Annotated in this window: 11 protein-coding genes; 4 read left to right on the top strand and 7 right to left on the bottom strand. The window is 64.5% G+C overall.

Translation table 11 applies throughout. The features are described 5' to 3' along the window. Positions 1-63: 63 nt before the first annotated feature. Together ACFVBH_RS37890 and ACFVBH_RS37885 are read right to left on the bottom strand one after the other, a co-directional pair. Positions 64-486: a hypothetical protein gene (locus ACFVBH_RS37890; protein WP_379009603.1), complete on the bottom strand. Its 423-nt coding sequence runs from the start codon at positions 484-486 to the stop codon at positions 64-66. Continuing rightward, positions 483-1,433, bottom strand: coding sequence for a DNA-processing protein DprA (locus tag ACFVBH_RS37885; RefSeq protein WP_379009597.1), 951 nt, complete (start codon positions 1,431-1,433; stop codon positions 483-485). The genes ACFVBH_RS37890 and ACFVBH_RS37885 overlap by 4 nt, the downstream gene beginning before the upstream one ends. A 426-nt stretch (positions 1,434-1,859) precedes the next feature. Between ACFVBH_RS37885 and ACFVBH_RS37880 the strand changes: the two genes are divergently transcribed. Further along, positions 1,860-2,678, top strand: coding sequence for a hypothetical protein (locus ACFVBH_RS37880; RefSeq protein WP_379009594.1), 819 nt, complete (start codon positions 1,860-1,862; stop codon positions 2,676-2,678). A 48-nt stretch (positions 2,679-2,726) separates the two neighbouring features. On the opposite strand, the gene ACFVBH_RS37875 is transcribed toward ACFVBH_RS37880, so the two are convergent. From ACFVBH_RS37875 to ACFVBH_RS37855, 5 genes are all read right to left on the bottom strand, one after another. Next, entirely contained in the window at positions 2,727-3,191 is a 465-nt protein-coding gene (locus tag ACFVBH_RS37875) for a hypothetical protein (RefSeq protein ID WP_379009589.1), read from the bottom strand. 146 nt (positions 3,192-3,337) lie between these two features. Further along, a complete protein-coding gene (locus ACFVBH_RS37870) occupies positions 3,338-3,925 on the bottom strand; it encodes an exonuclease domain-containing protein (protein ID WP_379009585.1) in 588 nt (195 codons plus the stop codon). A gap of 273 nt (positions 3,926-4,198) precedes the next feature. Then, complete coding sequence (locus ACFVBH_RS37865; RefSeq protein ID WP_379009575.1) at positions 4,199-5,194, bottom strand: NYN domain-containing protein; 996 nt, start codon at positions 5,192-5,194, stop codon at positions 4,199-4,201. 93 nt (positions 5,195-5,287) lie between these two features. Next, the gene (locus ACFVBH_RS37860; protein ID WP_379009571.1) at positions 5,288-6,553 is read right to left on the bottom strand and encodes a DNA sulfur modification protein DndB; all 1,266 of its coding nucleotides are present in this window, start codon (positions 6,551-6,553) and stop codon (positions 5,288-5,290) included. A 165-nt stretch (positions 6,554-6,718) separates the two neighbouring features. Continuing rightward, the gene (locus ACFVBH_RS37855; RefSeq protein WP_379009567.1) at positions 6,719-7,315 is read right to left on the bottom strand and encodes a DUF4352 domain-containing protein; all 597 of its coding nucleotides are present in this window, start codon (positions 7,313-7,315) and stop codon (positions 6,719-6,721) included. A 288-nt stretch (positions 7,316-7,603) separates the two neighbouring features. Between ACFVBH_RS37855 and ACFVBH_RS37850 the strand changes: the two genes are divergently transcribed. From ACFVBH_RS37850 to ACFVBH_RS37840, 3 genes are all read left to right on the top strand, one after another. Beyond that, entirely contained in the window at positions 7,604-9,607 is a 2,004-nt protein-coding gene (locus ACFVBH_RS37850; protein WP_379009563.1) for an N-6 DNA methylase, read from the top strand. Positions 9,608-9,716: 109 nt separating this feature from the next. Next, positions 9,717-10,844, top strand: coding sequence for a hypothetical protein (locus tag ACFVBH_RS37845; protein WP_379009559.1), 1,128 nt, complete (start codon positions 9,717-9,719; stop codon positions 10,842-10,844). A gap of 40 nt (positions 10,845-10,884) precedes the next feature. Continuing rightward, complete coding sequence (locus ACFVBH_RS37840) at positions 10,885-12,312, top strand: protein kinase (protein ID WP_379009555.1); 1,428 nt, start codon at positions 10,885-10,887, stop codon at positions 12,310-12,312. Positions 12,313-12,384 lie beyond the last annotated feature (72 nt).

The following is a 12,384-nucleotide window of genomic DNA, read 5'->3' as shown; positions in this document are numbered from 1 at the left end:
GTGGTCCGCAATGCGGGTGCCCGAGGGTCTCCAGTCTGACTCTGGCCACACCGGACCGGGAGATCAGTCGAACGGGCTGACACGAAACTCCGTTTCCGGCTGACACATCCGGCCACTCACCGGACATCGAAGGGCGTCATATCCGAGATCCAGTGAATCGATCAATGTCCGGTGATCCGGCCAGTTCCATCGCAGCCAGCGGTCGATACATAGAACCGTAACCGTTTGGGCGCCTGCCTGTTTGAAATACTCAACGGGAACCAGCCACAGAACGCTCTGCAGAAGTTCCTGCTCGAGCCGGGAGCCGGCAGCGGAGTAAAGCACCGGCTGGTCGACGATCGGTTCGTCGTGCCTGATCGCTGGTGTTCCGCAGTCGATGGCAAGAACGTACTGATCGTGGAGGACACCTGGACTACCGGCGCCAGCGCACAGGGTGCCGCGTTCGCGGAGGACACTACCGACGACTTCGAGCTCGGGGGGAATCACGACAATGTACGCAATAACCTCGAGACCGTCAGCCGGTGATCGAGAATGCTCATGGCGCAACCGACTGCTTCTTGCGGAGAGGAGGCCACATAGACGCCGGGTTCGTTCATGAGTTTTCGTCCCCACGTGGTTGCCTGAATCACTGTCTCGTTCAGGATGACCGGTCGCCCGTGAGCTACCGCCTCGCGGGCTTGAATGCGGGTCCCGCTCTTCTCCCCGGCTTCCACGATGATCGTGGCAAACCCGTACGCGCTCATCGTCACGTTCCGTGCGGGGAAGGACCATCGAGTGGGCGCGTACTCCGGCAGGAAATGCGTCAGTAGCATCCCGCGGTCTGCTATCTCGGCCTGGAGGTCCCGATTCTCCTGCGGATAGGCACGGCTCAGACCGTTGCCGAGTACCGCGACGGTACGACCACCGGCGTCGAGCGTCGCCCGATGCGCGGCCGTATCGATCCCTTTCGCCAGCCCCGCGATCACGGTCAGGCCCTCGGAGACGAGACTTCGTGACACCGTTTGCGCGAAGGACAGACCGCGCGCAGATACCTCGCGGGACCCGACCACGCATACGCCGACGTCGTCAGTGGGCAGCGTTCCCTGTGTGAAGACCACCGGTGGCATGCGCCGGACCGAACGCAATCGTTCCGGATAGCTCGAATCCATGAAGGTGTGACAGCGGAACGACGCGGTCTTCCACGCCTGGACGTCTGCGGTCGACCTGGTGAGTAGTGCTTCATCCGCATCGTCGCCGAACAGATCCCGAGGGTGCTCGTCCTCCCATAACAGGCGTGCGCTACCTCGCTCAACCACCCGTTCGGCGATCTCGGACCATTCGCCGGCCTTCGGCTTCAGCCGCATCATCGTTATCAGCGCGGCGGAATCTCGATCGTCCCAGGGTAGGGAACCACTCGTCGTCGCGTCGTCGCTCCGGTCGATCGAACCAGTCATTCACCCTCCCCTGTTCGATATCGAACATATATTCGAATCATGTCATTGATGGGTGACAAGTTCGCGTGAATCGTATGAACCCTACGGCCTGGATGTAGTCCCGCGCGGGCGACATCGGAGACGGTGTCATGTTTGGCCGATTTGCCCAGTGTTGATCACGGCGTCGCGCTGTACGCGGTAGCTGCTGGTTGTGCTGGGCCGGTGTGAACGCGCCTCGGCTGCGGGGGTGTGGGAACCGGGGGGCAGTCGATGTCGCCATCACTCGAAGTGCACCGGATCCGTACGAATCCAACACCGTCAGCGTCGCAGGCGTGTATCGGTTGCTCACCTACGTCGCTGGATACGCACCTGATGGTGAGCAACCAGCGGCAGTGTCTACCGGACCCGGGGTGCGATCCAGCTGGAACTTTGCGGATCTCGGATCCCGTGGATTCGGTCGCGGAGGCTGTGATCGCGTGGGAGGCTTTAGTTTTGGAGATTCAGGCGGTGCTGCCGCGTATCGGGATGGGGAACTTGGTGGTTGCGGAATCCGACCCCGGATTTGTCGGGAATGAAGATCGGGCCGGGTTGGACAGCACGGGGTTGTTGAAGCTCTTCGACAGGTCGCTGTTGGCTGCGGACAACATGGTTGCCGGTCGGGTCGGGCGACTTCGGGAACGGCATCCCAACGCCACGAACGCGCAGCTGATCAAGAAGCTGGAGACGACCTACGTTTCGAGTGTGGTTGCTTCGGGCGCGGCCACCGGTGGGGCCGCCGCGGTTCCCGGTGCGGGCACGGTCGCGGCCATCGCGACTGTCGGCGCGGACACCTCATGGTTTCTGACGGCTTCGATAGCTCATGTGCTCTCGGTGGTTAGGGTGCATGGCATTCACCTCACCGATCTCGAACATCAGAAGGCCGTGGTGCTCATGGTTCTCGCGGGCGGAGGCGGTGCGAGATTCGTGGGAAAAACGGCGGGTCGAGCCGGTCCACACCTGGGAAAGTTACTCGCCAACGCGGTTCCCGCGGAGACGATCAAGACGATCAACAAGGTGCTCGGGCGGCACTTCGTCACCAGGATGGGGACCAGGTCCGGGGTCCTGGTGATCGGAAAAGCGGCTCCGTTCGGGATCGGTGTGGCGATCGGGGCGGGCGGCAACATGGTGATGGCCAAGGGAATCGTAAAGGCCACGCGAATTGCCGTCGACACCGCCATTACGGACCTGGATTCGGATGGGCCGTATATTCACGTCGTCCCTGATTGATAAGAGTTCCCGCCTAGGTCGCAACGGCCGTTCGGTGTTGTCGGCCGATCAGTCTTCGGGAGATGGTTCCGGCCATCTGTGGATTCGGGCCGGCACTGCGCCGCCGTGTTCGGCCGCCGGCTCGAGGATGGTGACGGCCACCAAGCGTTCAGCGGGAGAGCACGTCGCAACGGGCTGTGTCAGGAACCGACTGCCGAGTACGAGAACCCCTCCTGCGGGGGCGTCCAGGGCCATGCCGGTGAGAGTGAAGCGGCCGTAAGGGTTCTGGTCGAACACGGCCTCGACGAGGTCGCCGTGGTGTACCTCGGACAGGGGAGTCGTGCTCGGTATCGGCTCGACGTCGGCGTGGTCGGGCACCGGAGTGAGCGCGAACAGCTCCGGGACCGGCCGCCGTGTCCCGGTGCCGGTCTCGATTGCCTGGCCGGCAATGCCGAGGCTGCCGTGGGCGAGCGTGGTGAGGGTGCCGGTGATCACGAACGGACCGTAGACGGCATTGCGGAAGTAGGCGTTCATCCGGGTGCCGTGTTCGCAGGTACTGAGGATGTCGTTGAGCTGCTTAAGGTTTCGGCGAGCTCGTTGGACGCTGAGTACTTCGTGTGGGTGCACTGTGCTCCTCTCGATGCGTGATTGATTCGTACGGGTGGTCCGGGGGCGTGAACTCACCTGTTGGCGAGTGTCGTCCAGCGGAGAGGTGCGCCGTGGTGGACCGCCAGATCGGCGAGCGTCGTCATCCCGGTTCGGTGGGCCATCGCGATGGTTATGTCCGCGGCGGCGGCCGCGTCGCTGCCGGCATCGTGGTGTGCGCCCGAGAGCTGGACGCCCAGGGCCTGGGCAACGGTGGGGAGCCGGTACCTGTCCAGGACGAGCTGGTTTTGAGCCCAGCGCAGGGCGCAGCCGTATTGCCATGCGGGAGTGGGCACTTCGCTGTGCTCGCAGGCCTGTCGGATGGCGTTCATGTCGAACTTGCTGTTGTAGGCGACGACCGGGAGACCATCGATCAGGGTCAGGGCGTCGGTCAGGCGCCGTGCGAACCGGGGTTGTCCGGACACCATCGCGGGGGTGATGCCGTGGATGCCGACCTGGAACGGGCCGAAGGTGTCGAGGCCCACCGGTGGGCGGCACAGCAGAGTGCGAGTGGTTTCGCGGATGCCGTTGCGGACCACCGCGAGACCGATCGAGCAGATGCTGCCGTACTTCGGATTGGCGATCTCCACGTCGAGTGCGGCGAAGGACAAACCTTTGATCATCAATGCTCCTGGACGGGGTGTGGCAGGCGCGGATGGATGGGCGCGGGCACCGATTCGCAGCTCGACTATGGGTGATCCGGCCGCAGAGAGGCTGTTGATCGGGCGAGCCTGGCACGCGATGGCATATCGCGCACGCAGGAGGTCATCTGAACGTCGTCAGCTCTGATCCCCCGGGCGGTAGCCGTCGATGACCGCGTTCAGTGAGATGTACGGGTACTGCGCCGTGCTGCGAGAGCGTTCGGCCACCGAGTCGAATACTGTCGCCGGCGCGGCTCAGCGCCGGTCGTACTGCGTCCAGAACTGATGTCGCAGCCGATTTCGGATCCCCTCGTCCAGATCGAAAATCCCCAGCGCCTGTGAGGCGTCCAGCAGCAACGCGCGATCGATGTCGCGGGGAATCGACGGCCTTCCGCGGCGCAGCGCCAATCTCTCGATGGTGGAAGCGCTTTCGTGGAGTGCGGACACGACCCGGTCGACCACCTCATCGATTGTCGCGTCCATGGTGGCGTCGTAGTCGGTGTCGAAGTCGAAGTCCGGGAACACCTGCGGGGGAGAACCGGTCGACGAGCTGTAGACGGGCACGCTGCCCACGCGGGGTGCGTGGAGGCCAGGTGCGGACGTGGCGAGATCGAGCGGAGTTCGAGCAGTCGGACGTCCCGGCACGGCCGCGGCGGGACGCGGCGGGGCTGGGACCGGTGCGGCCGGCTCCGGGGCGGGTGGGCGTTCGACCTTCATGACCGCACTGTCGACCGCCGCACCATCGAGACTGGCGAGTTCGTCAGCGGCCCTGATCAGGTGCTTGCTCACGCTGTGTGGTTTGCCGTCGATCGCCGGCACCGCGAGAACTATGACCTGGACGCCGTGAACCTGTGCTTCCTCGACCGCTTCGGTGAGGTCGTCATCACCCGAGACCAGGAAGAACACATCGGACGCGCCGTTTCGGGCGTGCGCGACGAGGTCCAGCCCGATGCGGATATCGACGCCCTTCTGTTCGCCGTTGAAACCGAAGCGGCCCAGCCGGAGTTTGACCTTGGCGAGCTCACCGATTCGTTCCTGCTGTTTGTCCGGCACGCCTTTGTCCGCCGAGTCGTACCAGTGCACGCGCAGCAGCGGCAGGCCCGACCGGGCTTCCGCGGTATCGATGAGGCTGGTGATCAACGGGGCGTACTCGACGTGAATTCCCTTGCGCAGCGAGGTGCCGGTGACGCGCGTGGCGGCGGAGGCGAGTAGATAGCCCGCATCGATGTAGACGGAGCATGTCGAGCGCATGTGGTCGCTCCTAGCGTGGGTAGCCGGTATCACGGGGCGGGATGATGCCGGGGCGGGCGTGTTCCCGCCCCGGCCGGTCGTTCGGTCGTCGGGTCACAGTCCCTGCGGCGGTTTGCGGTACCAGCCGGTGATCACACCCACGAGATGAACGATGTTCTGGGTGCGCATGATCGGCGCGGACGCGTTGGGCTCGAAATCGTCGTTCGCGTTGCTGGTGCGCCACAAGCTGGTTTCGGTGACCGGAGCGGCCATGTGGCGGTCGAGGGACCGGAAGAACTCGGTGATGTCGTCGAGTTCGGCCGGGTTGTCGCCACCGCGGAGTTCGCGGAATACCCCACCGAGGACGCGGAGCATTCCCACCGAGCCGAGAAGCGAAGTGCGGCGCAGATTCTGGGAGAGCGTCGAGGCTCCGGCAGGGTGGGGCACGGACGTGTCTTCCTCGGTGATCGCGGCCAGATCGCCGAAAGCGGTGGAGATCACGTCGAGGAAGTCCTTGACCTGTTCGATGACTTCGCCGTCGGTGAGGCTCTGTTCGGCCTTCTTCGTGATGCGGCCACCGGCTCCGGCGATGACGGCTCGCGTGATGTCGGCAACGTGCTTGGCGCCCAGCAGGTTCGGGTTCTTGATGGTCATCCGGTCTTGTTCGGCGTCGACGCGACCCTTGAGCAGGGGGTGGTCGATGACGTCGGACAGGGTGCGGTTGGCGACCTTGTAGTTGTCGAAACGGGCGCGCACGGCGCTGCTGATGCCCTTGGCGTTGTCGGCCACATCGACGAACATCTGCTGTGCGCGGATCGGATCGGGTTCCACGTAGATGTCGAGGCCGACATACTCCCGCTTGAGACGGTTCATCTGCTCGACCAGCCTGTCGCGATCGGCTTGCAGGCGAGCCGCCTTGTCCACCGTGACCTTTCGTGCCAATTCGCGATCGATTCCCGAGATGGCATCGGTGATGCGCTGCTTCTCGATGGCAACGCCCAGCACCCGGTGCTGGCCGTCGATCGTCCGCAGGGTGGCGATGCCGCCGATCGCCCAGGGAACCGTGAGGTAGCCGACGCGGCCTTCGTCGTCGGCCTGCTGAAAGTCGCACCCGCCACCGTCGCGGGCCAGGAGCGCGGGGGCCACCCAATCCTGCTTGGCATCGAGGTATTCGCCGAACTGCTTGGCGTGCAGGCGATCCACCTTGCGATTGTCCTTGTCGACGTTGTTCGGGTCGGGGACCGGAAGGATGGTCGGCAGGTCGAGCAGCGGGACACGGGTCGAATACACCGAGCGCCCACCCTGGATGGTCTTGAGGGCGAGGTAGGTACTGGAATCCTGTGGCTTGGAGAGGATTCGGGGGTCGATGGCGATGGTCATGTGAACTCCTGAATGGATTGAGAAGATCTCGAGACGAGCGCTGCCCGGTTGCCGATACCTATCTGTGCTGGTCAGATCGGTGTTATCGCAGGGGCGTGGCAACCGGCGTGTTGTGCGTGTCGGAGCCGATGCGGCCGGAACCCAGGTGATTCCGGCCGGGGCGAACTACTTGATCGAGACGCGGACGCCGCCGGAGAAGGCCGAGTCGTGGAATTCGACGGCGGCGGGAGCGGTGCCCACGGGAAGGTCGAAGACCAGGACGGCGGAGATCCGGTTGCCCGGGTTGATCTCGGCGATCAGATCCTCGTTCACATTGATCGACGCGGCGGTGTCGTGGGAGTACTCGCGGCCCTGGTCGTCCACCAGCTTCTGGTTCTCGCCGAAGTAGGTCTGGGCCTGATCGCCGGTGTTGGTGACATCGACGTACACCAGCACGTATTCGCCCTGCGCCTGCTTCTCGAGGTACTCGTTGGTGCCGACCTTGGCGACCGGGGGATCGACGCGGGTCACCTGGAAAGCGAACTTGCCATCACGCACCTCGGTACCGAGCGGCTCCGCGATCGAGCGCTTCTCCTCCTGCTTGGCGACTTCGTTTGCGGCGCTGCCGATCAGGAGCGTGCAGCCGCCGAACAGCACCAGGATGCAGAGGAAGAAGCCACCGAGAACCCAGGGCCAGACGCGGCGCTTCTTCGGCGGCTGGGGGTGGGGGTGAACCGGAGGCTGGGTTGGCCAGGGCTGCTGCGGAAACTGGGGATTGGTCATTTTCTGGCTCCAGAGGGCGTGTTTCGGAAGGCCACCGGCGGTACGCCGATGGCCTAATGCGTGGGTATGGAAGGGGCCCGGTTGTAACGGCTTTCGTGAGCCGGACGCCGTTGGGCCCGAGGAACGCCGTTCGCGGACCGCGTGTCGTGGTGGAAACCTCGCTGTGGCCCGTCATCCGGTGTCGATGTAAAACGTAGCTCAGCGTGAAAACATTCGCAACAGCATTTCAATGATTGATTTTTGGTTATGCATCAAGCAAGGTGGGGGAACGTACACGAGAGGAGAGGCATGTCGAAGCCGACATCGAGGGTCAACGCCGCGGAGATCTCCCGGCTCACCGGCCGCACACGCGCCACGGTCAGCAACTGGCGCCGACGGCACGCCGACTTCCCGAAGCCGACTCCCGGAAGTAGCGAGACGCGTCCCACCTTCGATCTGAACGAAGTGCAGGAATGGCTGGTCGCGCACGGTGTCGAGGCCACGGAATCGCCTGCGACCGAACTGCGGACCCTGGTGCGTTCGCAGGCGACGCCGGATGTGGCCGCACAGCTCATGGCGTCCCTGCGCCGGGCTGACGATGGCTGGTCATCGGTCGGCCTGGGCGCGGATCAGGTGGGGCTGGCCGTCGCGGCAGCCGACGCATTCCGGCGCGCGGTCGCCGCGGGGGATACGCGCGCGGCGGTAGACGCGCTGGCAGAGCGGGCCCTCGAAGGTGCACAGGCGACGGGTGTGTACATCACGCCCGAACCGGTAGCCGCGCTGATCGTCGCCCTGATGGCATCCCCGGGCAGTTCGGATGTACACGGCGTTCTCGATCCTGCCTGCGGCAGCGGTTCCCTGCTGCTGGCTGCGGAGCGTGCAGGTGCGACCGAGATCTACGGTCAGGACGTGCTGCCGGTCCAGGTGCATCGAACCAGGCTCCTGTTGGAAGCGGACGGTGAACTCGAGCCGGTAGTGCAACTCGGCGACAGCATCGCCGCCGACGCCTTCCCTGATCTGCGTGTGGACGCGGTGCTGTGCAATCCGCCTTACGGCCAGCGTGATTGGGGATCGGAGAATCTAGGTTTCGACGCACGCTGGGACTACGGCCTGCCCCCTCGAAACGAATCGGAACTGGCCTGGGTGCAGCACGCGGTGGCTCATCTGAGTCCGGGTGGAACAGCTGTGCTCCTCTTACCGCCGGCCGTCGCATCCCGTCCGTCCGGGCGGAAGATCCGCGCGAATCTGGTGCGGTCCGGAGTCTTACGCGCGGTCATCGGCCTGGCCCCGGGCGCGGCGCAGCCCTGGCACGTGGGTCTGCAAATTTGGATGCTACGACGGCAACAGTCCGCGGTCGACTCCATGCTCTTCGTGGATACGACAGGTTTGACGGTCAAAGTGGACGGCGAAGACCGTATCGATTGGGAAGCGGTTTCCGATGCGGCCGTGCGGTCGTGGCGTGTGTTCGATGGTTCGACACCTGATGACGCATCCGTCTCCGGGCGTACGGCGGTCGTCCGACTGGTCGATGTCCTCGACGAGGAAGTAGACCTCACACCGGCTCGGTACGTTCGATCCTCGCTGGACGCCGGCACCGTCGCGGACGAGGTGGACGCTTCGATTCGTCAGCTCACCACCGCGACGACCGAGTTGAACTCGGTTACCGCTCAGCTTGCGGGCTGGTCGGAGTCGGCAGGTAGGAATTGGCGGTTCGCCACGATCGCCGACCTGTGGAAAAGCGGACAGCTGGAATGGATTCGAAGTGATCCGCCCTCGTCGGAACGACCGGAACCGGGTGACGATCGCCCGGTGCTCACCGCCCCGGATGTGGCGACAGGCAACCCCGCCTCGGGAACATGGGCGACAGCTTCGTCCGTCGAGCAGCGCTTCATAGAGTCGGGTGACGTGCTGATCCCGGCCGTGCGTAGCGACCGGTCCGGCGGGCGCAGCGCCCGCGTCGCCGATGCGGATGACGCGGGTGCGATTCGCGGACCGCACGTGCACACGCTCCGGGCCGATCGTGCGCGCTTCGATCCCTGGTTCCTCGCGGGTTTTCTCACCGGAGCCGAGAACATCTCCGCCACCAGGACTTCCACCATTCGGTTCGATCCGAGTCGGCTGCGGATACCTGTACTCCCGCTCGACGAGCAGCAACGCTACGGGACGCTCTTTCGTCGGTTGTTCCAGTTGCGCACCGCTGCCCGCCGGGCGGGCTACGCGGCCGAGCAGGTAGCGGAACTGGTGACCACCGGTCTCACCGCCGGAGCGTTGATTCCCGGTGATGCGCCGGACGGCGCCGGACACAGCCGATGAACCCTTCCCTCCGGAAGTGTTCGTGCGCGCCGAATACCATGGCACTGCTACCGTTAGCGCAATCCGCAGTATCATTGCGTGCGGTAATGCTCGGGGGAGGGATACCGCGATGACTGCTGACATCGCAGACAATCCTGCCTATCGGTCGCTCGCAGAGCGTGAGTTCGACGCTGTTGTTTGCGATCCAGGTCATTTCGGTCGCGCCGGTGAACGGCGCTGGTCGACCGCCGAGAGCGCCGCGAAATGGATTCGGCACTGCCTCGGGCACGCCGAATCCGGGAGCCTCGTCGCGGTTTCCATGCCCGCGAATGCCGCCGCGGCACCCGATGCCCGCATCCTGCGAGACACGTTGCTTCGTAGCGGTGTGTTGCGAGCAATCATCACCGGGATCCCGGCTTCGCCGGATTTGTGGCTGTTGCGTGAGAGCGACACCCGATCGACCCATGTTCTTCTCATTGACGCGACCGGCGAACCGTCCTACGCCCTGCGGGCGTGGCGGGCATTCGAAGAGGACCCGATGCAACCCGATGCCGAGCCCCACGCCGTACCCATTGTCGAATTGCTCGACGGTGAAGTCGATCTGACTCCGCGTGGACACCATACGGATCCGCAGGAGTTGTATCTCGCGCTGCATGCCGAGATCGCCACGAACCCGACCGCAGCTCCTCCGGTCCTCGAGCTCGGGACCGCCACTCCCGGAAGCGTTTCGGTAGAGGAACTGGTGGAGGCGGGGACGATGACGGTGTATCAGGCTCCACCGACGGTCGCTTCCGCTGCCGGCCTGCCCATGCTGTCGGCAAAGGACATTCGACTTGGACGCTCGCCCTCGAGCGTCGGGAACGCCGACGTCCCCGGTGCGGTGACGATTCAGCGGGGTGACGTGGCGGTCGTGATCGGCCCCGAGTCGGCTGTTCGGGTTTGCGCCGATGAAGGGGTGTTGCTCGGCCCCGACATACATTTGGTGCGTGCCAACGCGAAGGCCGTCGACCCGCGATTTCTCGCCGGTGTGCTGCGCGCGGCCGTCGACGCGGGGGAGAACGGTCCCATCGACCTGTATCAGGTGTCGGTGCCGCGTATCTCGCCGGTGGAACAGCATCGGTACGGGCAGGCATTCGAGCAGCTCCTCGGATTCGAGGCTGAAGCGAATCAGCGTCAGGCGCAGATTGAGAACCTCGTGCGAGCGGGATTTCGAGGCCTGGCACACGTACGGCTGCGTCCTGCCGACACCGACAAGTAATTCGGCGGGTCGGTTCTCATGAATTCACGGAGGTAGGGCGGTGGGACCGCAGATCATCGATGGCCGGTACGAGCTGACCGAGAAGATCGGCGAGGGCGGAATGGGGCAGGTCTTCAGCGGCTACGACCGCAATCTGAAGCGCCGAATCGCGGTGAAGCTCACCCACTCCAACCTTGATCAGGATCCGGACTGGACGAACCGGTTCCTGCGGGAAGCCCAGTTGATGGCCTCGCTGCGGCATCCGGGGCTGCCGACGATCCACGACGTCGGTACTGCACCCGGCTCGCCCGCTAGGCCGTACCTGGTCATGGAATTCGTCAAGGGCATCACGTTCGAGAAGCTGCTGAAGAGGCACACCATCCTGCCCATCGGCGTGGTCGCCGCACTCGGTGCGCAGGCGGCCGCGGTGCTCGCGGCCACGCACCGCAGCAAGATCTTTCACCGTGACCTCAAGCCATCGAATCTGATGCTCTGCGACGACGGGACGGTCAAGGTTCTCGATTTCGGCCTCGCGGTGGCGCCGGAGTCCAATCTCACGCGGTACACCCGGACGGGCCATACGCTCGGCACCCCGGCGTATATGGCGCCGGAGCAGATCGAGGGCAAATCGATTGTGCCCCAGACCGACCTGTACTCGATGGGTTTGGTGCTCTACGAACTTCTCACCGGCTCGCAGGTGATGACGGGCAGCAACCAGTACCAGGTGTGGACCAACCAGATTCAGACTGCTCCGCCACACATTCGCGGCGAATTACCCGACATCCCCGCGGAGCTGGCCAACTTGATCATGAGCATGCTCGCCAAAACGCCTGACGAACGGCCAGACAGTGCGGCCACGGTCCATTCGGTGCTGCGGCGCTACGCCACCGGGCTGGGGCATCTGCCGGAGATTCACGATACGCACAGTCCGGCACAGATGTACGCGCTCGCGGTAGCCGCGGCGGCCTCCACACGGACCGCGCGTACCGTGGTGGCACCGACGCGGGTACTGATGGGCCGCGCCGACGCCGCAGTGCCGGCGAATCCCATCGACTTCAGCCGTGGCGATCTGCAGCGGGCCATGCGGCACGCGCGCGGAGTGGCCGACGATTCGCGCTACGGCCCCGCCATCCACGAGCTCGAGACCGTAGTGGAAAAGGCTGTCCCACTATTCGGTTCGCGGGATGCGGATGTCGTTGACGCCCGATTGCGTTTGGCCGAAATCAGATTCGAAAGCACCGACTACCTCGGGGCGGTGGAACTCTATCGCGCACTCATCGATGATCTGACCGCCGAGCGTGGCCCGTACGACGATCAAGTGATGTACTGCCAGCGCCGATTGGCCAACTGCCACGTGTATCTCGGTGATACCCGGGCCGCTCTGACTCGACTCAAGCGCTTACACAGTCAAATGGCGGTGCGCTACGGCGAACAGGACAGACGGGTCATCGATCTGGCGGAGCAGATCAGCCAGATCAAGTCCGCCTGACAATTTCCGGGCGAACCCGGCATACCGCCTCGAAGGCGGTTCGGTGACGTAGCGGATGTAGTCTGCGGCCCG

It is taken from the genome of Nocardia sp. NPDC057668 (assembly GCF_042799795.1).
Classification (GTDB): domain Bacteria; phylum Actinomycetota; class Actinomycetes; order Mycobacteriales; family Mycobacteriaceae; genus Nocardia.
This window is presented reverse-complemented; position numbering and strand designations above follow the sequence as displayed.